General features: G+C 51.8%; 24 protein-coding genes, 4 tRNA genes and 1 other RNA gene. 7 read left to right on the top strand and 22 right to left on the bottom strand.

Features of this window, described 5'->3' with window-relative positions:
• Nucleotides 1–71: 71 nt before the first annotated feature.
• The 8 genes from tuf to rpsU all read right to left on the bottom strand — a co-directional run bounded on the left by tuf (nucleotide 72) and on the right by rpsU (nucleotide 4,029).
• Nucleotides 72–1,259, bottom strand: a complete 1,188-nt coding sequence (tuf, locus tag ACTJIK_RS11440; protein WP_440646488.1) for an elongation factor Tu — start codon at nucleotides 1,257–1,259, stop codon at nucleotides 72–74.
• Between the two features lie 298 nt (nucleotides 1,260–1,557).
• A tRNA-Thr gene (locus ACTJIK_RS11435) sits at nucleotides 1,558–1,629 on the bottom strand.
• Between the two features lie 13 nt (nucleotides 1,630–1,642).
• Nucleotides 1,643–1,715 (bottom strand) — tRNA-Gly (locus tag ACTJIK_RS11430).
• A gap of 100 nt (nucleotides 1,716–1,815) precedes the next feature.
• Nucleotides 1,816–1,898, bottom strand: a tRNA-Tyr gene (locus tag ACTJIK_RS11425).
• 47 nt (nucleotides 1,899–1,945) lie between these two features.
• A tRNA-Thr gene (locus ACTJIK_RS11420) sits at nucleotides 1,946–2,019 on the bottom strand.
• Between the two features lie 231 nt (nucleotides 2,020–2,250).
• Nucleotides 2,251–2,550, bottom strand: a complete 300-nt coding sequence (locus ACTJIK_RS11415; protein WP_346318792.1) for an HPF/RaiA family ribosome-associated protein — start codon at nucleotides 2,548–2,550, stop codon at nucleotides 2,251–2,253.
• A 242-nt stretch (nucleotides 2,551–2,792) separates the two neighbouring features.
• Nucleotides 2,793–3,740 carry a tyrosine-type recombinase/integrase gene (locus ACTJIK_RS11410; RefSeq protein WP_440646487.1) on the bottom strand — a complete coding sequence of 316 codons (948 nt, stop codon included), beginning with the start codon at nucleotides 3,738–3,740 and terminating at the stop codon, nucleotides 2,793–2,795.
• A gap of 91 nt (nucleotides 3,741–3,831) precedes the next feature.
• Nucleotides 3,832–4,029, bottom strand: coding sequence for a 30S ribosomal protein S21 (rpsU, locus tag ACTJIK_RS11405; protein WP_120516847.1), 198 nt, complete (start codon nucleotides 4,027–4,029; stop codon nucleotides 3,832–3,834).
• A gap of 164 nt (nucleotides 4,030–4,193) precedes the next feature.
• On the opposite strand from rpsU, the gene ACTJIK_RS11400 reads away from it, so the two are divergent.
• The 3 genes from ACTJIK_RS11400 to truB all read left to right on the top strand — a co-directional run bounded on the left by ACTJIK_RS11400 (nucleotide 4,194) and on the right by truB (nucleotide 6,609).
• Complete coding sequence (locus ACTJIK_RS11400) at nucleotides 4,194–4,790, top strand: riboflavin synthase (RefSeq protein WP_440646486.1); 597 nt, start codon at nucleotides 4,194–4,196, stop codon at nucleotides 4,788–4,790.
• Between the two features lie 8 nt (nucleotides 4,791–4,798).
• On the top strand, nucleotides 4,799–5,785 hold the full coding sequence (locus tag ACTJIK_RS11395; protein WP_440646485.1) for an NAD(P)H-dependent flavin oxidoreductase: 987 nt from the start codon (nucleotides 4,799–4,801) through the stop codon (nucleotides 5,783–5,785).
• A gap of 122 nt (nucleotides 5,786–5,907) precedes the next feature.
• The gene (gene truB, locus ACTJIK_RS11390; RefSeq protein ID WP_440646484.1) at nucleotides 5,908–6,609 is read left to right on the top strand and encodes a tRNA pseudouridine(55) synthase TruB; all 702 of its coding nucleotides are present in this window, start codon (nucleotides 5,908–5,910) and stop codon (nucleotides 6,607–6,609) included.
• Here truB and tamL read toward each other — a convergent pair.
• On the bottom strand, nucleotides 6,597–9,023 hold the full coding sequence (tamL, locus tag ACTJIK_RS11385) for a translocation and assembly module lipoprotein TamL (RefSeq protein ID WP_440646483.1): 2,427 nt from the start codon (nucleotides 9,021–9,023) through the stop codon (nucleotides 6,597–6,599). The two genes, truB and tamL, sit on opposite strands and share 13 nt — an antisense overlap.
• A gap of 85 nt (nucleotides 9,024–9,108) precedes the next feature.
• On the opposite strand from tamL, the gene ACTJIK_RS11380 reads away from it, so the two are divergent.
• A complete protein-coding gene (locus ACTJIK_RS11380; protein WP_440646482.1) occupies nucleotides 9,109–9,849 on the top strand; it encodes a TrmH family RNA methyltransferase in 741 nt (246 codons plus the stop codon).
• Here ACTJIK_RS11380 and ACTJIK_RS11375 read toward each other — a convergent pair.
• Nucleotides 9,842–11,062, bottom strand: a complete 1,221-nt coding sequence (locus tag ACTJIK_RS11375; RefSeq protein WP_440646481.1) for an ABC transporter permease — start codon at nucleotides 11,060–11,062, stop codon at nucleotides 9,842–9,844. The two genes, ACTJIK_RS11380 and ACTJIK_RS11375, sit on opposite strands and share 8 nt — an antisense overlap.
• A 42-nt stretch (nucleotides 11,063–11,104) precedes the next feature.
• On the opposite strand from ACTJIK_RS11375, the gene ACTJIK_RS11370 reads away from it, so the two are divergent.
• Nucleotides 11,105–12,391 carry a DUF5103 domain-containing protein gene (locus ACTJIK_RS11370; protein ID WP_440646480.1) on the top strand — a complete coding sequence of 429 codons (1,287 nt, stop codon included), beginning with the start codon at nucleotides 11,105–11,107 and terminating at the stop codon, nucleotides 12,389–12,391.
• An 84-nt stretch (nucleotides 12,392–12,475) separates the two neighbouring features.
• Here the strand turns inward: ACTJIK_RS11370 and ACTJIK_RS11365 are convergent, their stop codons facing one another.
• From ACTJIK_RS11365 to ACTJIK_RS11340, 6 genes are all read right to left on the bottom strand, one after another.
• The gene (locus tag ACTJIK_RS11365; RefSeq protein WP_440646479.1) at nucleotides 12,476–13,807 is read right to left on the bottom strand and encodes an NAD(P)/FAD-dependent oxidoreductase; all 1,332 of its coding nucleotides are present in this window, start codon (nucleotides 13,805–13,807) and stop codon (nucleotides 12,476–12,478) included.
• Nucleotides 13,808–13,983: 176 nt separating this feature from the next.
• The gene (locus ACTJIK_RS11360) at nucleotides 13,984–14,691 is read right to left on the bottom strand and encodes an MIP/aquaporin family protein (RefSeq protein WP_440646478.1); all 708 of its coding nucleotides are present in this window, start codon (nucleotides 14,689–14,691) and stop codon (nucleotides 13,984–13,986) included.
• 27 nt (nucleotides 14,692–14,718) lie between these two features.
• A complete protein-coding gene (gene glpK, locus ACTJIK_RS11355; protein ID WP_440646477.1) occupies nucleotides 14,719–16,215 on the bottom strand; it encodes a glycerol kinase GlpK in 1,497 nt (498 codons plus the stop codon).
• Nucleotides 16,216–16,489: 274 nt separating this feature from the next.
• A complete protein-coding gene (gene fsa, locus ACTJIK_RS11350; protein WP_440646476.1) occupies nucleotides 16,490–17,140 on the bottom strand; it encodes a fructose-6-phosphate aldolase in 651 nt (216 codons plus the stop codon).
• Between the two features lie 138 nt (nucleotides 17,141–17,278).
• Nucleotides 17,279–17,378, bottom strand: an RNA gene (gene ffs, locus ACTJIK_RS11345) — signal recognition particle sRNA small type.
• Between the two features lie 52 nt (nucleotides 17,379–17,430).
• Nucleotides 17,431–18,138: a hypothetical protein gene (locus tag ACTJIK_RS11340; RefSeq protein ID WP_440646475.1), complete on the bottom strand. Its 708-nt coding sequence runs from the start codon at nucleotides 18,136–18,138 to the stop codon at nucleotides 17,431–17,433.
• Between the two features lie 170 nt (nucleotides 18,139–18,308).
• Here ACTJIK_RS11340 and ACTJIK_RS11335 point away from each other — a divergent pair, with 170 nt between their 5' ends.
• Nucleotides 18,309–19,109: a class I SAM-dependent methyltransferase gene (locus ACTJIK_RS11335; RefSeq protein WP_440646474.1), complete on the top strand. Its 801-nt coding sequence runs from the start codon at nucleotides 18,309–18,311 to the stop codon at nucleotides 19,107–19,109.
• Between the two features lie 3 nt (nucleotides 19,110–19,112).
• Here the strand turns inward: ACTJIK_RS11335 and ACTJIK_RS11330 are convergent, their stop codons facing one another.
• The 3 genes from ACTJIK_RS11330 to ACTJIK_RS11320 form a co-directional block, all read right to left on the bottom strand.
• Nucleotides 19,113–19,835: a shikimate dehydrogenase family protein gene (locus tag ACTJIK_RS11330; protein WP_440646473.1), complete on the bottom strand. Its 723-nt coding sequence runs from the start codon at nucleotides 19,833–19,835 to the stop codon at nucleotides 19,113–19,115.
• Between the two features lie 58 nt (nucleotides 19,836–19,893).
• On the bottom strand, nucleotides 19,894–20,658 hold the full coding sequence (locus tag ACTJIK_RS11325; RefSeq protein WP_440646472.1) for a phosphosulfolactate synthase: 765 nt from the start codon (nucleotides 20,656–20,658) through the stop codon (nucleotides 19,894–19,896).
• Between the two features lie 162 nt (nucleotides 20,659–20,820).
• Nucleotides 20,821–22,251, bottom strand: coding sequence for a tetratricopeptide repeat protein (locus ACTJIK_RS11320; RefSeq protein ID WP_440646471.1), 1,431 nt, complete (start codon nucleotides 22,249–22,251; stop codon nucleotides 20,821–20,823).
• 195 nt (nucleotides 22,252–22,446) lie between these two features.
• Between ACTJIK_RS11320 and ACTJIK_RS11315 the strand changes: the two genes are divergently transcribed.
• Nucleotides 22,447–22,797, top strand: a complete 351-nt coding sequence (locus ACTJIK_RS11315) for a hypothetical protein (protein WP_440646470.1) — start codon at nucleotides 22,447–22,449, stop codon at nucleotides 22,795–22,797.
• A gap of 71 nt (nucleotides 22,798–22,868) precedes the next feature.
• On the opposite strand, the gene ACTJIK_RS11310 is transcribed toward ACTJIK_RS11315, so the two are convergent.
• The 3 genes from ACTJIK_RS11310 to ACTJIK_RS11300 all read right to left on the bottom strand — a co-directional run bounded on the left by ACTJIK_RS11310 (nucleotide 22,869) and on the right by ACTJIK_RS11300 (nucleotide 24,461).
• Complete coding sequence (locus tag ACTJIK_RS11310; protein ID WP_440646469.1) at nucleotides 22,869–23,297, bottom strand: DUF6169 family protein; 429 nt, start codon at nucleotides 23,295–23,297, stop codon at nucleotides 22,869–22,871.
• Between the two features lie 112 nt (nucleotides 23,298–23,409).
• Nucleotides 23,410–23,631 (bottom strand): hypothetical protein, encoded by a 222-nt coding sequence (locus ACTJIK_RS11305; RefSeq protein WP_440646468.1) that lies wholly within the window; start codon nucleotides 23,629–23,631, stop codon nucleotides 23,410–23,412.
• A 167-nt stretch (nucleotides 23,632–23,798) separates the two neighbouring features.
• Nucleotides 23,799–24,461, bottom strand: coding sequence for a hypothetical protein (locus ACTJIK_RS11300; RefSeq protein WP_440646467.1), 663 nt, complete (start codon nucleotides 24,459–24,461; stop codon nucleotides 23,799–23,801).
• Between the last annotated feature and the right edge of the window lie 23 nt (nucleotides 24,462–24,484).

Raw genomic sequence — 24,484 nt, 5'->3', positions numbered from 1 at the left:
CAAATATAATCTACTATTGATTACTTGTTACTTGCTAATGGACTTTTTTTATATGTCAGTATTGCTACTGATTATTTCAGGATTTCAGTTACCTGGCCAGCGCCTACGGTACGGCCACCTTCGCGGATAGCGAATTTCAGACCTTTTTCCATAGCGATCGGCTGGATCAGTTTAACTACCAGGCCGATGTTATCGCCGGGCATAACCATTTCAACACCTGCAGGCAGTTCAACCTCACCGGTAACGTCAGTTGTACGGAAGTAGAACTGGGGACGGTATTTCTGGAAGAACGGCGTGTGACGGCCACCTTCTTCTTTGCTCAGTACATACACTTCGCATTTGAAGTCTGTGTGCGGAGTGATAGAACCAGGCTGGCAGATAACCATACCACGGCGGATCTGGGTTTTTTCAATACCGCGGAGCAGCAGACCGGCGTTGTCACCAGCTTCACCTTCGTCCAGCAGTTTTTTGAACATTTCAACACCAGTACAGGTAGATTTCAGTGACTCAGACTGCAGACCTACGATTTCAACGTTCTCACCAACTTTGATGCGACCGCGCTCGATACGACCGGTAGCAACAGTACCACGACCGGTGATAGAGAATACGTCTTCCACAGACATCAGGAACGGCTGATCAACAGGACGGGGAGGCAGGGGAATGTAAGTATCCACAGCTTCCATCAGTTCCTCGATCTTGGCCACCCACTGGGGATCGCCTGCGAGAGCGCCGGTAGCAGAACCCTGGATGATGGGCACATTATCGCCATCGAAACCATAGGAGTTCAGCAGCTCGCGGAGTTCGATCTCAACGAGTTCCAGCAGTTCCGGATCGTCTACCAGGTCTACTTTGTTCATGAATACAACCATACGGGGTACACCTACCTGGCGTGCCAGCAGTACGTGCTCCTTGGTTTGCGGCATCGGACCATCAGTAGCGGCAACCACCAGGATAGCACCGTCCATCTGGGCAGCACCGGTGATCATGTTCTTCACATAGTCGGCGTGACCAGGACAGTCAACGTGCGCATAGTGACGATTGGTTGTCTGATACTCAACGTGTGCTGTATTGATAGTAATACCTCTTTCTTTTTCTTCAGGCGCCGCATCGATCTCATCATATCCTTTCTTCTCAGCCAAGCCCTTGTTTGCCAGAATTGTAGTAATGGCAGCAGTCAAGGTAGTTTTACCGTGGTCAACGTGACCGATGGTACCAATGTTAACGTGGGGTTTATCCCGCTTAAAGGTTTCTTTTGCCATTGTATGTTTTTTTTAAGATGGTTTGTAAAGTTTACTTTGATATTATTTTTTAAAGAAAGCAAATCACAACAAACTTGAGCCAATTACAGGGATTGAACCCGCTCCTCCCCGATTACGGTCGGGATGCTCACCCATTGAGCTTACCGGCTTAGTCAAACTTCAAATTTCGGACACCGGCCCCGGAAATTTCCCGAAGGATAATCCGGCTACCCTGCATCCGAAACTCTGTGAGCTGTTGATGAGATATTGAACCCACGGACCTCTGCCGCAATTCCTTCCTTCACCTTTTTACTCTTTGAGCTGTTGATGAGAATTGAACTCACGACCTCTTCCTTACCAAGGAAGTGCTCTACCCCTGAGCTACAACAGCGTATTCTTTTTTGAGCGGGAGACGAGGTTCGAACCCGCGACCTACAGCTTGGAAGGCTGTCGCTCTACCAACTGAGCTACTCCCGCATACTCAATTACGAATTACGGTCATCCGTCAATTCCGAGCTTTACGCTCTTCAATTGAAAGCAAATCACAACGTAATTCGTTTGAAAGTAATAATTGGTGTGGGCAGGACAGGATTCGAACCTGTGAAGTCGAAAGACAGCGGATTTACAGTCCGCCCCATTTGGCCGCTCTGGAACCTGCCCAACTTAAAAAATTCTCGCGCCAGGTTCTTACACCCGAAACACCTGCGAGCCAGCAGAGGGATTCGAACCCCCGACCCACTGATTACAAATCAGTAGCTCTGGCCAACTGAGCTATGCTGGCAATTTTCTGTCAAGAAAAAGTTTCACATCCTGTAAAAGGAAGCGCAAAATAAACGTGAATCTTTTTAAGAAACAAATATTTTTTTCACTCCCCGGATGCAATCCTCCAACCCGATTCAAGTTGGCTAAAATGCCCTACAGTAAAGAACTTTACTACCTTCGCCGATCCCTTTTTGAATCGGGATGGCAAAGGTAGTAAAGAGAAAATGAATTCCAAAATATTTTTAGGATTTTAATGTAAATTCTTCTCCTTCTGACGTTTGATCTGGGTAACTAAGCTATCAAACGCAAGGTCAAAGCTCTCTTCGAAGGATTTGCTCTCATGCTTAACGAAGAAATCGTGGCGGGGTATGTGTACTTTAATTTCTGCAATCTTGTCCTTGACCTGGTGGGCTAACTGATCTAATTTTAAAAACACTTCAACATTGACGATCCGGTCATAAAAGGTCGAAAGCTTCTGAATTCTCTTATTCACGTGATCAATGAGTTTGGCGTCCGCATCAAAACGCACAGTTTGAATTTGAACATTCATAGCACTAAAATTTAACATTTAACAATCTAGTTTCTAGCATGTAGTCGTCATTCATAGGCGATTTTTTTATGTAAAGAACTGGATTACTAATTTAATAAACTTTCACTCCCTTTCCTACTTTGCCCCGAAAAATTTTGTTAAAATCACAATAATGCAATGCTAGCCAATATTTCAACCGCCCCCGCTGACCTCCGTCAGCCGCGGTACACTTTTTTATCAATAAAACACTTGATATTCCCCAGCTAAGCCTTGGGATGCGCCTGCTTATGCACTTTCTTCAACTTTTCGATCGTATTGTGAGTGTAAACCTGCGTGCTCGCCAGGCTCGCATGCCCCAGCAATTCCTTCACCGCATTGATATCCGCCCCGTTGTTCATCAGATGCGTGGCGAACGTATGCCGCAGGATGTGCGGGCTGCGTTTCGAAATGGTCGTTACCTTGTCCAGCGCCTTCCGCACCGTACTGTACACAAACGCCTTCGTCACCGCTTTGCCGCTGGCCCTTACCAGCAGCTGCTCCGTTCCCGCATCGCCCACCTCTTTCCGCCGCCTTTCCCCGTATTCCCTTATCATTGCGATCAACGGCCGGCTGAGCGGTATAATGCGCTCCTTGTTGCCTTTCCCCAGCACTTTCATCTGGCTGTTGCTCAGGTCCATGCTCCGGTGCGTAAGCCCGATCAGCTCCGCCCGGCGGATGCCGCTCTGGTACAGCAAAGCCAGTATCAGCCGCTGCGTGGCGCCGTCAAAATCGTCGCCGAACAATTGCTCTCCGTCCGCATGGTTCTCCTCCACCTGCTGCATGGCCTTTTCATCCACGAACATGGGCAGGCGGCCCCGCATCTTCGGGCTCACCACTTTCGCCATCGGGCTTTGCGTCAGCTCGCCTTTGCGTATGGCGTATTTGAAAAAGGATTTCAGGGCAGACATCTTCCGCCGGATAGTAGCGGGCGTTACAGGCTCGGCCTGCTTCTTTTTGCCGGAAGGCCGCTTCGGCTCCAGCCCCATGGCCAGCCAGGATTGTATATGGAAATGCGTGAGCCGGGTCAACGGCAGCTCACCGTATTGTTCGGAAAGATAACGGAAGAACTGGAAGAGGTCCAGCCCGTAGGATTGCACTGTATGCGGCGAATACCGCTTCTCCAGCTCAAGGTAAGCCAGGAATCCCTGTACAAGCGGTGGAAGTTCATTCATATCCAACACAAAAAAATTGATGACTGTAAAGTTATCGAAAACCTTACAATCATCAATTTTGTGTATTAGAATTTAAATACTGGCTCGTTTACTATACGTCATACTTGCCGGTAGCCACCTGCTGCTTGTAAACAGCTTTCAGCACCTGGGTGCGGCGACGGATAGACGGCTTCGTAAATGACTGACGCTCTCTCAGTTGCAGCAAAATTTTCGCTTTCTCAAATTTCTTCTTGTACTTTTTGAGCGCTTTGTCAATGTTTTCGCAATCTTTGGAATCGATAATTAACATAAATCTCCTTTAAGTTTTTTACGGACGGCAAAGATAAGTAATCCTCTTTTATTTGCAAAATTTCTCCCTTTTTCCGGTCAAAATTTCTTCCGCCACCCCCTCTCCGTGTTTCCTGCTGTTGCCGGAGCGCAAAATTACCCAATTCGTCAGTAACTTTGATGATTATGTTTACAGGAATCATCGAAACAATGGGGACCGTTGCCGGGGCCGTTCAGCACGGCGGCAACCTGGAGCTCACCATCCACTCCCCCCTGGCACAGGAATTAAAGATAGATCAAAGCGTGTCTCACAACGGCGTTTGCCTCACCGTTACCGCGGTGGAAGAGCAGCGGTATAAAACAGTGGCGGTTACCGAAACCCTTCAGAAATCCAATCTCGGCAAGCTGCAACCCGGCCAGGCCGTGAACCTGGAAAGGGCCATGGTGTTCAACAGCCGGATAGACGGGCACATTGTGCAGGGCCATGTAGACGGCACCGGCATCTGCGAGTCCGTTACGGAGCAGGACGGCAGCTGGTTGTACCGCATCCGCTTCCAGCCTGAGTTTGCGCCGCTGATAGTGGAAAAAGGCTCCATCTGCCTCAACGGCATCAGCCTCACCGTGTTCAATATCAGCAACGATGCCTTCACCGTTGCCATTATCCCGTACACTTTCCAGCACACCAATATCCAGTACCTGCGGCCCGGCGATACCGTGAACCTTGAATTCGACATCCTGGGCAAATACGTTGCCCGGCAATTGAAAACGCGCGAAAGCCATTAAATAACAGCATGAATCCATCCATCACGCAGAGCCTGGGCATGAAATACCCGCTCATTATGGCACCGATGTTCCTCGTGAGCAACGAGCCCATGATGAAAGCAGCCATCCGCAGCGGTATTGCAGGCACTTTCCCTTCCCTCAACTACCGTAAGGAAGGCGAGCTGGCCGCCCTGCTGGAAAGGCTCAACGAAACAAAGGCACAGCACCCGCAGGGTACCTACGGCGTGAACATCATTGTGCAAAAAACGAATCCGCTCTATAAAAAACACCTGGACGCCTGCGTGGCGGCACAGGTCCCCTTTTATATCACCTCCCTCGGCAACCCGCGCGACGTGACCGAAGCCGCGCACAGCTACGGCGCCAAAGTGATCTGCGACGTGACCAACCTGGAGCACGCCGAAAAGGCCGCCCGGAACGGGGCGGACGCTTTCATCGCGGTGTGCGCGGGCGCGGGCGGCCATGCCGGCCCCTACCCCATGCATGTGCTGGTGCCCGCGCTCAGGAACGCCTTCCCTGAAATACCCGTGATAGCCGCGGGCGGCATCGCCACCGGCCGGCAAATGGCCAGCGCCATGGTACTGGGGGCAGACGCCGTCAGCGTCGGCACCCGCTTCATAGCCAGCCGCGAAGCCAGCGTGAGCGAGGATTACAAACAGGCCATCCTGGAGCACGGCATGGAAGACATCGTGCTCACGGAACGCCTCTCCGGCACGCCCTGCAACATCATCAACACCCCCGCCGCGCAAAAGATGGGTTACAAGCAGACCGGCTGGGAAAAATGGCTGGGCCGCAACCCGCGCACCCGCAAGTATTTCAAGATGATGGTGCAGATGAAAGGCATGAAGCTCCTGGAAAAAGCCGTAAAACCCAACAACTACCACCAGCTGTGGAGCGCCGGCCAAAGCGTGGAACTGGTGAACGACATCGGGTCTGTGGAAGATATCGTTGCCCGCCTGATGGAAGAATACGACGAAACTTTACAGGCTTTCAGATAATGTGATCATTCCTGCGGAAAGGAAATGATGAAGCCGGCTTTGAGGCCTCTTCTCAGCCGCCGCTGCGTCGCACACTTCAGCCAAATTTTCGCTGCCGTGCAAATACACATTATCTTTGCAAAATGCCCGAAACACAAAATTTCCAGGAAGGCGCCGTGCTGCTGATCAACAAGCCTTTAACATGGACCTCCTTCGACGTGGTGCGCAAGATCCGCAACACCACCAAAGCCAAAATAGGCCACGCCGGCACGCTGGACCCGCTGGCCACCGGCCTCCTCATATGCTGCACCGGTAAAATGACCAAAAAGATCAATGAATACCAGGCGCAGGAAAAAGAATACACCGGCACCTTTACCCTCGGCGCTGTTACCCCCACTTACGACCTCGAGTCCGAACCGCAGGACCACCAGCCCGTGCCCCAGCTGGACAAAGCCGCGCTCCAGGCCATCGCCAGCCAGTTCACCGGCCCGCTCCAGCAGCTGCCGCCCATCCATTCCGCCATCAAGCAGAACGGCAAACCTATCTACCACCTGGCACGCAAAGGCGTGGAAGTGAAAGTGGAACCGCGTTCCATCGTGATACATGCATTCGAGATCACAGCGGTGGAATTGCCGGTGGTGCATTTCAGGGTGCAATGCAGCACAGGCACCTACATCCGTTCACTCGCACACGATTTCGGCGCGGCCGTTGGCTGTGGCGCATACCTGAGCAGCCTCTGCCGTACCCGCATCGGGGAGTTCAGGCTGGAAGACGCCATGGATGTAAATGAATTTATTGAACGGTATAAGAAAGCGCAGGAACAGGCCGATCCTCAGAAAGGATAGCCGATCGCAATATTCCAGATAATATTATCGCGGCGCCAGCGGCTATCGCCCAGCATCCATTCGCCGATGTACCAGCCGCTTTTATTCTGTGTGGGATATGGTTTTTTCAGCGGTATGCCCCAGTCCAGCCTGATCACGAAATAACTGAAATCGAGGCGCAGGCCCGCACCGGTGCCGATCGCCATTTGCCTGTACAGGTTCTTGAACTGGAATTCTGCGCCCGCGCGCAGGGTATCTTTCTTCAGCATCCAGATATTGCCGAGGTCCAGGAAGGTAGCGCCCTTCAGGTACATGCTGCCACCGAAGAGCCGCAGCAGGTCGAAGCGGTACTCCACGTTGCCTTCCAGCTTCATGTCGCCCGTCTGGTCGGGGAACAGCTGAGCGGTTTCCGTAGTGTCCACGAAAGAGCCGGGGCCCAGGGTGCGCAACCGCCATGCCCTGATGCTGTTGGGCCCGCCTGCGGTGAATTGGCGCACATAAGGCAGTACATCGCTCTTGCCGTAAGGAATACCCACGCCGGCGTAGGCGCGCGTAGCCACGGCAGACTTCGGGTAGTTCCAGTAATGGCGGTAATCGGTTTCCAGCCTTACAAACTGGGAGATGGTCACTTTCGCAAGCGTTTCCAGGTTTTCCCTGCCGCCGGTTACGCCGTTCACCAAACTGTTCACGCCTTCCAGCCACAGGCCAGATTCTTCCACGGTCGCCCTGAAAAATGTATTCTGCTTTTTATGGAAAAGATCGTTGTTGCTGAAAGTATAGGTAACGGCTTCGCCCCCGATAAACGCGGGCTCGAAGCTGCGCTGCAGGTAAGGGTTCTGGTCCACCACCTCCGACTTGAAGGTCGGGTTCAGCGATACGCCTACGTAATTCAGGACAAAAGGTTTCAGGTTCCAGCTTTTGTAAATGGATTCCCTCCACTCATAACCCCAGGCCGCATTCACAGTGCGGATATTGAACTTATCGATACGGCGCAGGTTGTTGAAACCCGCCGAGAGCCTCGTTTTTGAAGTGGACCGGTTATTCTGCCGCACACGGAAAGGCAGGATGAACCGCGGGAAAACAAGATCCGCATTGATGCCGTATTCCTGCGCCTGCATTTCAAATTTGTTCTCTTCATTCCTGATCACTTCAAGGCCGCCGTTCAGCGTGATGTGCAGCTCGTTCGCCGCGCGGTTGAGGTTGAAGTGGCGGTAACCCAGCGACACGCTGCTGCCCAGGAAGTACTGGCTGCCGGTGGTCAGGTCTATGTTCGCGCTCAGTTCCTGCTTTTTGCGGGGCGTCAGCTGGATGTAGGCGTCCAGCTTCTGCACGGTGTCTTTCACATCTCTATACTGCACATTCACAAATTGCCAGATGTTGAGGTCGAACAGGCGGTTCACCGTGTTATTATATTCCTCGGTGGAATAACGGGCGTTGGGCCGGAGTTGTATAGCGCGCGTCAGCACCCGCGGCCGGATGATGTTCTGGTGGTATTTGATGGTCAGGAAGCGGCTGTTGGTGGTGCTGAACGTGGAATCGTTCACGCTTTCCTGCAAAAGGATGTCCGGGAACACATAGATCTTGTTGATGTAGAACAGCTTGGTAAGGTCATTGGCGGAATCTTCCGGGTTCTTGATCGTCACTTCCACATCCAGCGTGGGCTTCTGATCGGCGCTCAGCACGGAAGGCATTACCTCGAAAGGGTTCAGCGGATCCACGAAAAGGGATTTATTCAGCGTGTCTACCGTAAAATTGATAAGGTCGCGGTTGAATTTGTAATAGCCCGCGTCGCGGATCAGGCGCATGAGGCGTTCGCGCTCGCTGCTCAGGTCAGACGCTTTATAGGGCGCATTCACATGCAGCAGCGAAAACCGTTCACCCTCCTTTACCACGCGCGCGATCGCGGTATCGGGAATATCGTAGGTGATCTTTTTGATCACGAAATTCTTACCCGTGTTCACCTCGTAGGTAACGGAAGCTTTCTGCCCTTTGACCTGTTCTTTATACCCGACGGTAGCGTAGAAATAACCCTGGTTGTTGAGGTAGGAAACCATCCGGTCCACCGACTCCTTCGTTTTGAGCGAATCATATATCACCGGCGCCTGGAGGTTACGCTCGCTGAGCGCGAGGTTCCAGAACCAGTTGCTTTTTTTCTCGTAGTTCTTTTGATTGTAGAGCCATACTTTCAGGCGGGTGCCCAGCACTTTCTGGTTAGGCTGCTGCAGCATCAGCGAACGGGAATTGAGATCGTTCTTCAGGTCTGTTTTTTCAGTGGAAGGCAGCTTCCCCGTGATCTCCACCCCGGTTTTGGTCAGCAGGCTCTGGTCCTTCTGAAGGTAGCGGGTGTTGGAACAGGCGCTCAGCAACAGGCATACCATCAGCAACACTACCGCTCCCGGCACATTCAAGTATGATGGGTATGTCTTTTTCTTCACTTGTTCATTGAATTAACGGGTATGCGTCAGCGCCGGAACACAGGGGTTGTTGGCTGAATGCCGGAATTCTTGTAGGTTTGACCCCATGTTATCAAAGGCGCAAATTAAATATATTGTCTCATTACAGCACAAAAAATACCGTCAAAAATTTGGCCAGTTTGTGGCTGAGGGAGACAAGATCGTGCAGGAGCTGCTGCATGACCACCGGGATGTAAAGGCCGTGTACGCCACGCGCGACTGGCTGCTGGATCACCGGGAGCTGGCTGAAAGTGCCGCCGCCGTTGATATACAGGAAGTGGACGAGACCGTGCTCAAGCAACTTTCTTCCCTTTCCACCCCCAACCGCGCCCTCGCCCTGGTAAACATTCCCAAAGCCCCTGCCCTTCAGCCCGAAGGCGGTATCACCCTCGCCCTCGAAACCATCCAGGACCCGGGTAATATGGGCACCATTATTCGTATAGCCGACTGGTTTGGTATCCGGCAGATCGTTTGCTCCCCGGACAGCGCGGACGCCTACAACGCCAAAACCATCCAGGCCACTATGGGCAGCATTATGCGTATACCCGTGATCGTTCACGGCATCGCGGAGCTGCTGGACAAATATCCGGAGATCCCTTCCTATGCCGCCACCCTTCATGGCGACAATATCGTTCACACCAAAACCATCCGCGAAGGCATCATCCTTATCGGCAACGAATCCCGCGGCCTTAGCGAGGAAACGCTGAAACGGAGCAGCCATCACATTACCATCCCCCGCACAGGCCAGGCTGAATCTTTGAACGCTGCCGTGGCCGCCGGTATAATCTGCGGCAGGCTGCTTATTTAAACTGGATCGCCTTCACCGGCAGGATGTTCCGGATCAGCAGGCTCGGTATGATCAGTATCAGCACGCATATCAGCAGGGTGCCCCCGTTGATCAGCGCCACTTTCCACCACTGGATCGCGATGGGCGCCACGGACATGTAATAGGATTCCTCCGGCAGCTTCAGAAAGCCGGTGTACTGCTGCAGCAGCGCCAGCCCGATACCCAGCACATTCCCGATAATGACGCCGGCCAGCGTGATGTAGGCCGCCTGGTAGATGAATATCCCCTGGATGGCCCCGTTGCGCATGCCCAGGGCTTTCAGGATGCCCACCATATTGGTGCGCTCCAGTATCAGTATCAGGATAGCCGTGATCATGTTGATCACCGCCACGATCACCATAATGACCAGGATAATGATCTCGTTTTTATTCTGAAGGCCCAGCCAGTCGAAGATATTGGGGTACACTTCCTGCATGCTGCGAAGGGCCAGCTCATTGGGCAGCAGCTCCCCGATGCCGCTGCGGGCGCTGTCTATACGCCGGTAATCTTTCAGGAATATCTCGTAGCCACCGATGTCGTCCGGGGCCCAGTCGTTCAGCCGGCGGATGAGGTTGATATCCCCCACCAGGTAGGTTTTATCATATTCCTCGATGCCGGTCTTGTAGATACCGCAAACGCTGAGCTTACGGGCGCGCGGCGGCAACCCGTCGCCCCGCACGAAATATACGATCACGGCATCGTTCAGCCTCAGCTGCAAAAGCGCCGCAGTATTGGCGGATATGATCACTTCAGGAGCGTAGCCGCTGTCTGTAAACCGGATGGGGCGGCCTTCCTGGAGAAATTCCAGCTTTGCGCCGGGGCTGATGCCTTTAAAGATCATCCCTTCCGTTTCCCGGCCTTTTTTGACGATCACCGATTTGGTGGCAAATTCATTGACGGCGGTCACGTCCGGCAGGGCCAGCATTTGCCTGCGGAAGGAGGAATCCTGCGGGAACGGCACCTGTTCTGCCAGCGGGCCGGCGTTCATCTGGTACTGGGTAACGTGCATGTGGCCCCAGAAGCTGAAGATCTTTTCTGAGATCACCTGCTGGAAGCCGTTGATCATTGCGGTAGCGAGTATCATAACCGCCACGCTGAAAGCGGTGGCGATCATGGCGATATTGATGATGAACTTGGTAAAGGACGAAAACCGGTTGAAGGCAATCCTTCCTGCAATAAACATGGATACGCGCATGATGCAATTTAACAATTTAGAAATTCATTGTAAATTACACTTATGAGGACAGTTGCACTTGTATGCTTCACCGTTATGACGATGTTCGTTTTTTCCGGCGTAAAGGCCCAGGAAAACAAAATAACCCCGGATCATATTTATCACCAGAACATCAGAACGGTCAAGTTCACCCCGCCCGGAGACTACCTGGGGCTCCCCATTATTGCGCTGAACAGCGGCGAAACGCTTGAGCTGCATTTTGATGACATGATCAACGAAGTGCGGACCTATTATTATACGCTGGTGCTCTGCAATGCAGACTGGACGCCCGCCCAGCTCAATACCATCGAATACCTGCGCGGCTTTTCGGAGAACCAGATCAGGGACTACCGCTTTTCCAGCATCGCCCTGCAAAAATACGTGCACTATAAAGTAAGCATCCCCAACCAGAGCTGCCAGCCTACCAGGGCCGGCAATTATATCCTGAAAGTTTACCTGGACGGGGATACCACCCGTCTCGCCTTCACCCGCAGGCTGATGGTGATCAATAACAGGGCCGGCGTTACCGGCTGGATATCCCAGCCCACCAATCCCAAACTTTTCAGGAACAGCCAGAAACTGAACGTGCAGGTGAACACCAAAGGGCTCAACATCCAGAACCCCTTCGACCAGCTGAAGGTGGTGATCATGCAGAACTTCCGCTGGGATAATGCCATCACCGGCATCAAACCCATGTTCATTAAAGGCGATGTGATAGAATACAATGCGGAGCAGGACTGCATCTTCCCCGCCATGAAAGAATGGCGGTGGGTGGACCTCCGCAGCTTCCGCCTGCAAACGGAAAGAGTCGCAAAAACGGACTACCGGCGCAACGGCACTGATGTGCATGTAATGCCCGATTTCTCGCGCGACAACCAGGTGTACCAGTTCCTCAAAGACATCAACGGCATGTTCTATCCCGCTACCATAGAAGATTATGATCCGAATTTTGAGGGTGACTATGCACGGGTGGATTTTTCATTCCCCACGAAAGAACCCTTTGCGGGCTATGATATGTACATCTTCGGCCAGTTCACCGATTACGAGCTGAGCGACCTGAATAAGATGACCTGGAACGGTGAAAAGCAGGCCTATGAAGGCGCTTTATTCCTGAAACAGGGATATTACAATTATGTGTACGGCCTGGTAGACAAGGCCAACAATCAATTCAGCACCGAACTGACGGAAGGCAACTGGTGGGAAACGGAGAATGCTTATACCGTGCTCGTATACTATAAAGCCCTCGGCGGCCGCCACGACGAGCTGGTGGGGCAGTTGCGGCTGAACTCGCTCATCAACAGGATGCGGTAACAGGCAATAAAATTTCCTGCAAATATTTTTGAGAACTGCATGCACTTACGCATGCAGTTCCTGTTTCAACACGTTTCAGGAGAGCTAAGGAGTTAACGGGTCTATCGCATAAACGCTTTGCCGCAGCTTCACAATGTTGGCCGCGCCGCGTTTGATGATGATGCGGGTGCCCCGGTCGTAAGTGAGGTAACGGTAACTCCAGTTGATGAACACCACCAGCTTATTGCGGAAACCTAATAAACTCATCAGGTGCACCACCATCCAGACTATCCATGCAATATAGCCGCTGAGGCGGATGCCCGGGAGTTCGGCAACTGCCCTGTTGCGGCCGATCGTAGCCAGGCTACCGAGATCCTTGTATTTGAAGGGTTTCAGGCTCCTGTTTTCCAGGCCGGCTTTCAGGTTTTTGCCCAGGTTCCGGCCCTGCTGCATGGCCACCTGCGCCACCATGGGATAACCTTTCGGGAAACGTTCATCGTTCAGCATCTGCGCAATGTCTCCTATCGCATAAATATTGGCCGCGCCGTTCACCAGGTTCACATCGTTCACGTTCACGCGGCCGTTGGGCAACAGGGAATCTTCCGGCAAACCGGGGAGTGCCATGCCTTTCACGCCGGCAGACCATAACAAGGACTGGGTTTCTATCACATCGCCGTTGCTCAGCAGCAACTTTTGGCCGTCGTAATCCTTCACAGCAATATTAAGCAACACTTTCACCCCGATATGTTCCAGGCTGGCCAGCGTTTTACGGCTGGTTGCTTCAGACATGCCGGCCAGCACACGCGGACCGGCTTCCACCAGGTAGATGTTCATCAGGTGAAGCGGCAGTTCGGGGTAATCTTTAGGAAGAACGTACTTGCGCAGCTCCGCGAAAGCGCCCGCCAGCTCCACTCCCGTGGGCCCGCCACCTACCATCACGAAATTGAGCTTAGGGCGGATATCCGCTTCATTCTTCAGCAGGAGCGATTCTTCGAATTGTTTCAGCACGTAGTTCCTGATCTGCACCGCTTCGATCAGCGATTTCATGCCAATGGCGTGCTCTTCGATCAGCTTATTGCCGAAAAAGTTGGTATTGCTGCCGGTTGCAAGCACGAGGTAGTTATACCGGATATCTCCGATATTGGTTTCCAGCGTGTTCTGCTCCCGGTTGATGTTCTTTACTTCCGCCATGCGGAAAACGAAGTTCTTCTGGCGTTTGAAAATGCCCCTGAGCGGAAATGCAATGCTATCCGGCTCCAGGCCTGCCGTGGCTACCTGGTACAAAAGGGGCTGAAAAAGGTGATAGTTGTTCCTGTCCAGCAGCACTACCTGCAAGGGAGCCCCTCTCAGGGACTTCGCAAGGTTAATGCCAGCAAATCCGCCGCCAACGATTACGACCCGGGGAAGGTCTGTGTCCGGAATGTTCGGTTGTATCATGACTTGTGTGTTTTAGGATAGTACAACATCCTGGCCACAAATGCCATACCATCGGAAATATTTCTCAAAAGTACAATACTTTCAGTAAAAAATGAAAGATTTGAAAATAAAGCTTCGTTAAATAAAAAAAGGGCGCTCTAAAAGAGCGCCCAGGGCATATTGCCAATTGTAATATTTTATTTCAATGCCATATGCAGCGCAGCTGCCAGCAAAGCGCCGATAACCGGCCCTGCAATGGGAATCCAGGCATAACCCCAGTCGCTGTCGCGCTTACCTTTGATGGGCAGGATGGCGTGAGCGATACGCGGCCCCAGGTCGCGGGCAGGGTTAATGGCATAACCGGTAGGGCCGCCAAGCGATAAACCGATAGCCAATACCAGTAACGCAACCGGCAGCGCATCCACCGCGCCCAGGCCTACATCTCCTTTCGCGATGTAAAACACCCCGAAAATGAGTACAAAAGTCCCCACAATCTCCGTTACCAGGTTTGGTATGGTGCTGCGGATGGCGGGAGCGGTGCAGAAAACGGCCAGCTTGCCGTTCGCATCGTCCGTTACGTCGAAATGCTGCTTATAACTGGCGTATACGATGCAGGCGCCCAGGAAAGCGCCCAGCATCTGGGCGGCTATGTACACGGGCACCTGGTCCCAGGGAACAGCCCCTGTAACCGCCAGCGCGAGGGTCACCGCGGAATTCAGGTGGGCGCCGCTATAGGCCCCCACGGCAAATACGCCTACAAAAACGGCCATGGCCCAGCCCATGGTGATCACGATCCAGCCGCCGTTCTGCCCCTTGCTTTTGTTGAGCACACAGTTGGCCACCACACCGTCGCCCAGTATGATCAGCAGGGCGGTTCCAATAAGTTCTGCCAGGAAAATTGACATAGTTGGTCAGTATTTACTTTTAAAGGATTATTGTTCAGCCCATACTTTGGCAGCCTTCACGGCACGCTCCCAGTTTTTGGTGAGCGAGGTTCTTTTTTCATCAGGCATCGCAGGTGTGAACCTTGCGTCTTCCTGCCATTGCTTACGGATAGTGTCCACACTGTCCCAGAAGCCGGTAGCCAGCCCTGCCAGGTACGCAGCGCCGAGGGCCGTGGTTTCGGTCACTTTGGGCCGAACCACCTGGGTTTCCAGTATGTCTGCCTGGAACTGCATCAGCAGGTTGTTGGCGGTAGCCCCGCCGTCTACCCGCAGCTCCTGGATATTCATCCCGGCGTCCGCTTCCATGGCTTTCAGCACGTCCATGGTCTGGTATGCGATGCTGTCCAGCGCGGCGCGCGCAATATGCGCGTCTTTGGTACCGCGCGTCATGCCCACGATGGTACCGCGGGCGTATGGGTTCCAGTGGGGCGCTCCAAGACCGGCGAATGCTGGCACGAGGTATACTCCGTCCGTATCCGCTACCTGTGCGGCCAGCGGCTCCACATCGGCGGAATGGCGGATGATGCCCAGGCCGTCGCGCAGCCACTGCACTACGGCGCCGCCGATAAAGATGCTGCCTTCCAGCGCATAATGCGTTGTGTTACCGATGCGCCATGCAATGGTGGTCAGCAGGTTGTTTTTGGAAGTGATGGCTTTTTCGCCGGTGTTCAGCATCATGAAGCAACCGGTACCATAAGTGTTCTTTACCATGCCGGGCTCGATGCACATTTGCCCGAAAAGCGCCGCCTGCTGGTCGCCGGCGATGCCTGCAATGGGTATCTCGAACGGCGTGAGCGTGGCTTCGGTATGGCCGTACACCTCGCTGGAGGCGCGAACCTCCGGCAGCATGGAGGCCGGGATATCCATCAGCTCCAGCAGGCTGTTGTCCCATTCCTGTTTATGAATATTATACAGCATGGTGCGGGAGGCATTGCTCACGTCGGTGACATGCAGTTTTCCTTTGGTGAAATTCCAGATCAGCCACGAATCCACGGTTCCGAAGGCCAGCTCGCCGGCTTCCGCCTTTTTGCGGGCGCCTTCCACGTTGTCGAGGATCCATTTCACTTTAGTGCCGGAAAAATAGGCGTCCACGATCAGGCCGGTTTTGGAACGGATATCGTCCGCATGCCCTTTAGCCCTCAGCTCGTCGCAATAGGCCGCGGTACGGCGGTCCTGCCAAACGATGGCATTGTAGAGCGGCTTGCCGGTGGCACGGTCCCACACGATAGTGGTTTCGCGCTGGTTGGTAATGCCCATGGCCGCGATCTGGTCGCCGGTGGTGCCGGCTTTTACGATCACTTCCGCGGCTACTCCTGCCTGTGTGGACCATATCTCGTTAGGGTCATGCTCCACCCATCCCGGCTGGGGATAAATCTGGTTAAATTCTTTCTGCGCTACAGCTACAATGTTTCCCGCCCGGTCGAAGATAATGGCGCGGGAGCTGGTGGTTCCCTGGTCCAGGGCCATAATGAATTTTGCTTCCATCGAAAGTGTTCTGGCTATTTAATGTGATTTAAGTATAGTTAAACGTGGTACCTTGGTTTACGAGGTAGTAAGATACTAGTAATAAATTAAAAGTAAAAAAAAATTCGTGGAAGGGGAGAAATGCAGGGATTAACATTCGGAGAAAGCTGCTAAAGGCCGCACCAGGCGGGATGCTATCTTTTTAAGCAGCGAAAGGATATGAAAGCGGAGGGTATAAAAAAGGGTCCGTTCGGTGGAACGGACCCTTTATACATGAAAAATTAAATGCTCAGGATTACATCTTCTTTGCATCTTCCAGGAACTTCGCCAGGCCGATGTCTGTCAGCGGGTGCTTCAGCAGGCCCAGGATAGAATCCAGGGGGCAGGTGCAAACATCCGCGCCTACTTCGGCACATTTCACGATGTGCAGGGCATTGCGGATGGAAGCGGCCAGGATCTCGGTTTTGAAGCCCTGGATGCTGTAGATCTGCGCGATCTGGGCAATCAGCTCAACGCCGTCCCAGTTGGCGTCGTCTATACGGCCGATGAAAGGAGATACATATGCAGCGCCGGCTTTGGCAGCCAGAATGGCCTGACCGGCGGAAAATACGAGTGTACAGTTGGTACGGATGCCGTTTTCGGTGAACCATTTGATGGCCTTCACACCGTCTTTGATCATCGGCACTTTCACCACGATGTTCGGGTGAATGGCGGCCAGTTTCTTACCTTCTTCCACGATGGAGTTGAAGTCGGTAGACAGCACTTCCGCGCTCACATCGCCTTCCACCATTTCGCAGATGGTTTCGTAATGTTTCAGAACAGCCGCTTCGCCTTTGATCCCTTCTTTCGCCATCAGGGAAGGGTTGGTGGTAACCCCGTCAAGAATACCCAGGTCGTGCGCCTCCTGGATCTGCGCCAGGTTTGCTGTATCAATAAAGAATTTCATATTGAAATGATTTTATGCTTGTTGTTTTTATAAAGATCATGGGCGCCCTTCTCCGAAATATTCCGGGCAATTTCAAACAAACCAACAAACTAATTTCGGAAATTATAAGGAGAGCAAAACTGCCATAAAGGGAAAAAAAAATGGCAAGTTACTTATATCGCACCGCTACAACCGCCTACCCTTGCTACATTCCTGTCCTGGGGGAGTTCAGCAGGAGCTGGTCGTATAAGACTTGCCGTTGCAAAGGTAATTCAATGCGAAGTAATTTGCAAATATTCCAGGGCCGTTTTTCAGCGGTTGTTGCTTTTTTTCTTCTTTGAAGGTTTTTTGTAAAGGTCCCGCGCATCCTGGATGATCAGCGATTCATCGTCCGGCAGCTGTTTTACGGGGATTTCGGACGCGGCGTTGATGTCTGCATTGCCGCGGTACACTGCTTTCACGGCAATGCGGCGCGTGATGCTGTCTTCCTGCGGTATCAGCAGGTCCTGCCCTATTATTTTCCCCTTATCGGCAAACAGCCGCACGCGGGATGTGTCCAGCGGGTAAATGCGGCCGCTGTTGTAAATGCCTTCCACGTTCAGGTAGAAATGAATGCCCCGCTTCAGGCTGTCTGCATAATGATGGAAACGGATGGCAGTAAGGTACGGCAGCTGTAGGTATACGTCATGCTGTTTGCCGGGCTGCTCTGCCAGCGTCACCAGCAGGCGCATGCGGTAATTGTCCGGGCGGATGGCGTTGCGGTTGAAGCGGAGCACGCCATTATTAACCTCGCCGGAAGGCGATTCCACCTTCACCTGGCTCCAGCGGATATCTCCTTTCAAAAGCCCGGCTGTTCTGCGTTTGCTGCTATCCGCATACGTCACCTCCAGCCCGATGGGCGTGGTGCTGTACAGTTCGGCTACCGAGCCGGAATCATACGTGGCGGTGATGTACGCCACCTGCTTTTGCTGCGCGGCGGCGGGAAACGTCAGTAATAAAAGGAAAATCGTTCTCAGCATGTTGTTGATGGGCTAAAACCATTCCAAAAATAAGGAATGCAAACGATGCAGGCGGATTTTGTAACGGAGGCGCTTACCGGCCATGAATGGTATCTTTCGGTGAAATGCGGCGTTCCGGATAGTGACACTTGAAAAAAAATTCTATTTTCACGGAATTTTAGTAACAACGCATGTCATTACCGCAACATACAGACGCCACCCTGCGCTACCAGCAGCAGGTAGAGAATTCAAGGAATTATGTGCTCCCCTTCATTGCCCGGGAGTTCCCGGAGCTGCGGGGCCTCCGCGTGATGGAGATCGGCTGCGGCGAAGGCGGCGTGCTTACCCCGTTTCTTGAACAGGGCTGCGCTTGCGTGGGGGTAGACCTCTGGCCCGAACGAATCGAGCTGGCGAAAGGTTTTCTTGGGAATTATGTGGACAACGGCCAGCTGCGCCTGATCGCTAAAAATATCTATGACGTCGATTTCTTCGGCGAGTTTCAGCATGCCTTTGATATTATTATCCTCAAAGATGCCATTGAGCATATTCCGGACCAGCATAAGCTCATCTCCTACCTGAAACAGCTGCTCAGCCCTCACGGGCAGGTGTATTTCGGCTTCCCGCCCTGGTATATGCCGCACGGCGGCCACCAGCAGATCTGCCAGAGCAAGGTGCTCAGCTTCCTGCCTTACATTCACCTGTTACCGCGCCCGCTTTACCGTGGCCTGCTGAAAGCGGCCGGCGAAAGCGAAGGCACCATCCAGGAATTGATGGAACTGGTGGATACAGGCATTTCTATTGAAAGGTTCGAGAAGATCGCGAAAGAAACCGGGTATGAGATCACGCAGAAGAAATATTACCTGATCAACCCTATTTATAAATACAAGTTCAAACTCAAGCCCAGGGAACAATTTGGCTGGATGAAGGGAATCCCGTTCGTGCGGAATTTCTTTACGACCTGTATGTATTATATGATAAAGTCCGGGAAATGATGCTTACGCATTCCATATCTCCCAGCTCGCCTCGGCCTGCAACACCAGCATTTCGTGGCCGTTCTTCACCGCGGCGCCCTGTGCGGCGCCATATTTCATAAACTGCGTTTCGGCGGGGTTATAGATCAGGTCGTAGAAAAGATGCTGCGCACCGGCGAACTCGTATGGAATGGGCGGCGCATCGATCTCGTTGGGATACATGCCCAGCGGCGTGGTGTTCACGATGAGCGTATGTTCCCGCATGATAGCCTCATCCAGCGCTTCGTAAGGCACCGGGCCGCTGCGGCTCACTTCCGTGTATCCAATGCCGAGCTGCCCAAGCGAATATTTCACCGCTTTGGCCGCGCCCCCTGTTCCCAGTATGAGCGCTTTGGTATGATGGGGTTGCAGCAGCGGCTGCAGGGAGCGGCTGAAGCCGGTCACGTCCGTGTTATTGCCGGTGAGTTTACCGTTCCTTTTACGGATGCAGTTCACCGCACCGATGGCTTTCGCGGCATCGCTCAGTTCGTCCAGGTAAGGGATCACGGCCTGTTTGTAGGGAATGGTCACGTTGAGGCCTTCCAGCTCTGTATATTGTGACCATAAGCCGGGAAACTCTTCGATGGAAGGAATGGGAAAGTTCTCGTAAACGCAGCCTTCGATGCCTTCAAGACGGAATTTCTCCGCAAAAAAACCTTTGCTGAAGGAATGAGAGAGCGGGAAACCAATGAGGCCGAATAAACGCACGTTGGATCTGATTACAAAATGAAAGGATTGCCGGGAGCCGGCAATCCTGTATAATGAATTATTCTTTGTCGAGGAAAAGGTGGAAGGTATCTCCACGAAGCCCTACACGCATGGCTTCCAGGGGAATCACTTCATGCGGTGCGAGGTTGCCGAGGTTAGCGTTGCAGCCTACCAGCTCCAGGAAATACAGTTGCTGGTCTTTTTGGGGCGCTTCCCAGATGATCTTTTCGGAGGGTATCTGGGTCAGGATTTCCTGTACCAGCCCTTCGCGTACTTCACCGGAACCGCGGTAGATGCCAACGTTGCCTCCTTCGCGGGCTTCTGCAATTACGTAAGTGGCGCCGGCTTCAAGCTCCGCGCGCATCAGTTCGATCCATTTGTAGGGAGGAATGATGTGCTCCGCATCTTTGGAACCCACTTCGCTCAGCACGATCCCGTGCTGGGTCAGTTTTTCGATGTAGCCGCATTTTTCAGCGTGCGGTATAGTGATGGATCCGTCCGATACTTCCATCATGGAAATACCATAGTCTTTGATCACTTTTACGTATTCATCAAACTGGTTCCGGATGAGGAACGCCTCGAAAAGGGTTCCGCCGAAATAAACGGGAATGTTGGCTGCCTGGTACAGTTCGATCTTTGTGCGCAGGTTAGGCGTTACGAACGACGTTCCGAATCCCAGCTTAACGATGTCTACATGCGGCGCTGCCGCAGATAAAAAGTTCTTCGCTTCTTCAACACTCAGCCCTTTGTCCATCACCATGGTCAGGCCGTGGCTACGGGGCTTGCTGGTTCTTTCAGGAATTTGCGTCAGATTAAAATTCATTTTTCACGATTTTATTCTTCTTAATGGTCATTTCCTACCAACTTATATACAAAGCTATGCCTACCTGTATTGATTGGTTTTTTCCGGTTTTCATTTGGTGCCCCAAATTAAAAAACCGCCGCAAAAATAAGAAGTAAACCGATAGGAGGAGCAAAAAATGACTTAACGCTTACGCCTGTACCTTGCAATAAGCTCTACCACCGCGGTATGCTGCAAAATGGAGGGGTCCAGCTCGACCATTTTTTTAACCTGCCTGGGATGCAGTTGCAGGGCGGTTTCCAGTTGCAGCAGTCCTTCCTTGGTTTTGCCGATCGCCAGCAGGATGGCGGCCTTGTAGAACAGGAACACCGGTTTCCGGCCGATTTTGGCCTCCGCAGCTTCCAGCTGGGTAAGGGCCTCTTCCACATGGCCGGCGGCGTAAAGGCCCCGGATGAACTCTTTCCAGGCCTGGGCGCTGTTGGGCCTGAGGCGTACGGCGCTGAGGAACTGCACAAGGGCTTCTTTATCCATGCCCAGCTGCAGGTAACACTGGCCGAGGGTGATATTATATTCCGCGCTGTGTTTGTTGATGCGCAGGGCGGACTGGAGGGACTTGATGGCGTTTTCCCAGCTTTCTTCCGTCATGTAGGCTTTGGCGATCTTCAGGTACAGCTTGTCGTCGTGCGGGCTGAGGTGCGATGCCTTGCGGTAGTAGTAACGGGCCTGGGTGAACTTGCGCATTTTTTCGTAGCAATGGCCAATGGCTTCATAAATGACGTCTTCCGGCTTGGCGATCTCCAGGTGTTTCTGGAGCACTTCGATGGCTTCGTTGTATTTGCGCAGGTGGATATAGGCGTCTCCCATATTGCGGTAGGCGTAATCGAACTTTTCGTCGATCACGACAGCGTACTGGTAAGCATCTATGGCTTTTTCGTAGAGCTTGAGGCCCTGGTAGGCCGTTCCCAGGTTGAACCAGGCGAGCTGATTGTAGGGGTGCTCGTTGATGATATTGGTATGCAGCCGGATACTTTCCTCGTTGCGGCCGGTAAATTCGGTCCAGAAGCAGATCTTGTGAAGGGCTTCCTCGTTGTTGGGATCGTATTCCAGCAGGAGTTTCAGGCAGTCGAACACTTTTTCGAATTCCTCCCAGTCGTCGTACACGTCCGCCAGCTCCAGCAGCAGGTCTGTACGGTCTTCGCCGTCGAACACCCCGATCTGTTCTTCGAGGAGGGCGGCGGCTTTTTCGTGCTGGTTCATGGCCAGGTACACGTCTGTTTTGAGGATATAGAGGTTAATATCGTTACTGTCCAGCAAGGCGGCTTTTTCGAGCAGCGCAAGGGCTTCACGGTATTTTTTGGTTTCGATCAGTAAAGCGGATTTTTTAAGGAGAAGTGCCGAGGAGAAGGGGAATTGCTCGATGGCTATTTCCACGGCCTGGAGGGCGTTGTTGAGCTCATCGTGCTCATCGTAATAATCGATGATCTGTTCAAAAGAATCCTCGTCCAGAAAGGCGTGGGAGCGTCCTTCCTTTAGATTTTCAAATTGCTGAAGCAGGTCCCTCAAATCTTCAAAATCCTCGTTAAACTCGTTAAATGATGGGAAATCGTGATTCATTAATGTAAATATATGGGATTTTGATGCTGTCACCAAACACCGGAGCACTTACCGCTTATGTAGTTTTTAACATTTTTTTAAGATAACTGGCTATCTTGCATTAAGATTCCGTTATGATAGATAATTTTTTCGTATATTTGCAGTAAGATGAACAAGCTAAATTACATAATCCAATCATTATCACTGAGTTGTCTCATGGTGGTGGCACTTTCAACAGTGGCGCTCCGTGTACATGCCAGTGACCTGGGCGGTAATTTGGACAGCAATGAAGACAAACTGGGCAAGAAAACCGAGGTCAAATACCGGCTTACCGCCATGCCGAAGACCAATTTGAGCCTTGATGCAGGATTTAAGGCAAATGGTTTTCTGAACAATACTTTTAAACTGAGCTCTGACAATGCCGTGAGCGTAAAGTCGGTAATGACTTACAGGAAGGGCAATGTTACCTATATCCTTCCTTATTCCGTAAAGGTACAGTCTCCTGCCCCGCAGGTGGACATGCAATATCATCACCTGCAGGTGAGATTACCGTTCCGGAAAGGTTAGGTTGAATTTGAAAGAGATTTTTATGAGAAAGGCTGCCGGTTGGCAGCCTTTTTTGTTTTGGTGTGAAATTGTCAGCTTGTCTCTGCGCCTTCTTTTTCTCCCTCCTTGCTTCCCTCCATCTTGCGGGTTAGCTGGTGATAGACGACCATATAGTTGGGCCAAATTTTATTATCCAGTGGCACAATCATAGCGCTGTGAATTTTTTCCTCCCCGAAGACCATTTCATATTCACATTTCGCAAACAAATCCTTGCTGTATTTGGCGAACCAAAGATCGAACTTGCGTTTACGCGCCAGCTCTCGTGAATCAGATGAGTCGCAGATGTAAACGAATGCCTTCCGCTTTACATCCAGAAAATCCGTAATTATTTCAAAAACAGTGTCGGCAATACGTGGATCAAAGCCGCTTCGCGTGGTCTTTCCGGACATCACGTTGATATTGAGGGCGTAAATATATTGCCCAACTACCGGGTCATTTTCAAATAGAGAATCATTTTTCAAAAAATAAACTCTATACTTTATTCCGTGATCAGTGATAAACTCATAATAAAATGACTCCGTTTTTCTAAGAGGATACGGGGTAAACAAACTACCAGTTTTTAAGGTTAAGACATCAATTTCTTTTTCCGTACTTGATCGCTATTCGCCTGTTGAAATGCTCCTCTGTAAAGGGCTTAACAAAAGGATACCGGCCGTGTAAATCAGCGAAATCACCTCCATTGTCAAGATGCTCGGCTATTTCCTTTTTTGCCTTGAGCATCCTTTTACACCAGAGAAACAGCAGAGACGGTCTTTCTTCCGGGCTACCGTTTTTTTCTTTCGTTTTTTCTTCCATAATTTTCAATTTTTAAGATTAAACATACAGGAGGATTTCAATCGCAATCACTATTTTATCTCCCTTTACAAATTTAAATCAAAAACAACATAACTAACTGATTATCAAAAAATAAAGAAGGCCACAGTGTCATACTGCGGCCTTCAGTTTCATGATGAAAATATCGTTTAACCCCTGATCTTTTTCAACTCATCAGCGGTGATCTCCCGGTAACCTTTCGGCACATCAAATACCGACATCGGCACCGGGCTCAAATCCACTTTCGTTGCGATCGCTTTCATCTTTGAACCTGATTTCATCACGATCTCATATTCCAGGGGAATACCCTTCAGGTTCAGGAAACGCCGGTTGTAATAACGGTTCTCCGGGATGATGTCTAAAGTATAATACACGTCGAACGTACTGCCGTCCTGCATTTTACCGATCGCCTTACGGCATTTGAAACCGGCTATCTCGCGCGTTTCAGACTGGTCGGTGAAGGTGGTGGTCTGAAAACGTTTCATGTCTTCCTCATACGATTTTTTGTCCGTGCGGATCAGGTATTTGTCGCCATGATTATCCATCAGCGTAATAAGACCTTCCGTTTGTGCATTGATGAGGTAGATGTAGTTCACGATGTTGAAGTTCATGTCTATCCGGCTCAGGTTCCCCCTGATGTACTGGATCATGGAGCTGCCGGCAAACATGGCTTCCATCTGCAGCTGCTCGGGCGGAAGTTCCAGCTTGTATTCGATCCTTGCGTCGGAGATGGTCCTTTGTGCCAGCAGCGGGGTTGCCATGCCTGTAATACAGGCGGTGAGCAATACCCAGAATTGAGACAATTTCAGCATATGCTTTGAGTTAATACATAGGT

The organism is Chitinophaga sp. 22620 (assembly GCF_052044405.1).
GTDB lineage: Bacteria > Bacteroidota > Bacteroidia > Chitinophagales > Chitinophagaceae > Chitinophaga.
Note: the sequence above shows the minus strand (reverse complement) of the source record. Positions and strands in the feature narration are given on the sequence as shown.

What these genes read in the sequence shown, in the direction of transcription:
- tuf (WP_440646488.1), bottom strand. Translation starts at nt 1,259, where the DNA reads ATGGCAAAAGAAACCTTTAAGCGGGATAAACCCCACGTTAACATTGGT.
- ACTJIK_RS11415 (WP_346318792.1), bottom strand. Translation starts at nt 2,550, where the DNA reads ATGAATGTTCAAATTCAAACTGTGCGTTTTGATGCGGACGCCAAACTC.
- ACTJIK_RS11410 (WP_440646487.1), bottom strand. Translation starts at nt 3,740, where the DNA reads ATGAATGAACTTCCACCGCTTGTACAGGGATTCCTGGCTTACCTTGAG.
- rpsU (WP_120516847.1), bottom strand. Translation starts at nt 4,029, where the DNA reads ATGTTAATTATCGATTCCAAAGATTGCGAAAACATTGACAAAGCGCTC.
- ACTJIK_RS11400 (WP_440646486.1), top strand. Translation starts at nt 4,194, where the DNA reads ATGTTTACAGGAATCATCGAAACAATGGGGACCGTTGCCGGGGCCGTT.
- ACTJIK_RS11395 (WP_440646485.1), top strand. Translation starts at nt 4,799, where the DNA reads ATGAATCCATCCATCACGCAGAGCCTGGGCATGAAATACCCGCTCATT.
- truB (WP_440646484.1), top strand. Translation starts at nt 5,908, where the DNA reads ATGCCCGAAACACAAAATTTCCAGGAAGGCGCCGTGCTGCTGATCAAC.
- ACTJIK_RS11380 (WP_440646482.1), top strand. Translation starts at nt 9,109, where the DNA reads ATGTTATCAAAGGCGCAAATTAAATATATTGTCTCATTACAGCACAAA.
- ACTJIK_RS11375 (WP_440646481.1), bottom strand. Translation starts at nt 11,062, where the DNA reads ATGCGCGTATCCATGTTTATTGCAGGAAGGATTGCCTTCAACCGGTTT.
- ACTJIK_RS11370 (WP_440646480.1), top strand. Translation starts at nt 11,105, where the DNA reads ATGAGGACAGTTGCACTTGTATGCTTCACCGTTATGACGATGTTCGTT.
- ACTJIK_RS11365 (WP_440646479.1), bottom strand. Translation starts at nt 13,807, where the DNA reads ATGATACAACCGAACATTCCGGACACAGACCTTCCCCGGGTCGTAATC.
- ACTJIK_RS11360 (WP_440646478.1), bottom strand. Translation starts at nt 14,691, where the DNA reads ATGTCAATTTTCCTGGCAGAACTTATTGGAACCGCCCTGCTGATCATA.
- glpK (WP_440646477.1), bottom strand. Translation starts at nt 16,215, where the DNA reads ATGGAAGCAAAATTCATTATGGCCCTGGACCAGGGAACCACCAGCTCC.
- fsa (WP_440646476.1), bottom strand. Translation starts at nt 17,140, where the DNA reads ATGAAATTCTTTATTGATACAGCAAACCTGGCGCAGATCCAGGAGGCG.
- ACTJIK_RS11340 (WP_440646475.1), bottom strand. Translation starts at nt 18,138, where the DNA reads ATGCTGAGAACGATTTTCCTTTTATTACTGACGTTTCCCGCCGCCGCG.
- ACTJIK_RS11335 (WP_440646474.1), top strand. Translation starts at nt 18,309, where the DNA reads ATGTCATTACCGCAACATACAGACGCCACCCTGCGCTACCAGCAGCAG.
- ACTJIK_RS11325 (WP_440646472.1), bottom strand. Translation starts at nt 20,658, where the DNA reads ATGAATTTTAATCTGACGCAAATTCCTGAAAGAACCAGCAAGCCCCGT.
- ACTJIK_RS11320 (WP_440646471.1), bottom strand. Translation starts at nt 22,251, where the DNA reads ATGAATCACGATTTCCCATCATTTAACGAGTTTAACGAGGATTTTGAA.
- ACTJIK_RS11315 (WP_440646470.1), top strand. Translation starts at nt 22,447, where the DNA reads ATGGTGGTGGCACTTTCAACAGTGGCGCTCCGTGTACATGCCAGTGAC.
- ACTJIK_RS11305 (WP_440646468.1), bottom strand. Translation starts at nt 23,631, where the DNA reads ATGGAAGAAAAAACGAAAGAAAAAAACGGTAGCCCGGAAGAAAGACCG.
- ACTJIK_RS11300 (WP_440646467.1), bottom strand. Translation starts at nt 24,461, where the DNA reads ATGCTGAAATTGTCTCAATTCTGGGTATTGCTCACCGCCTGTATTACA.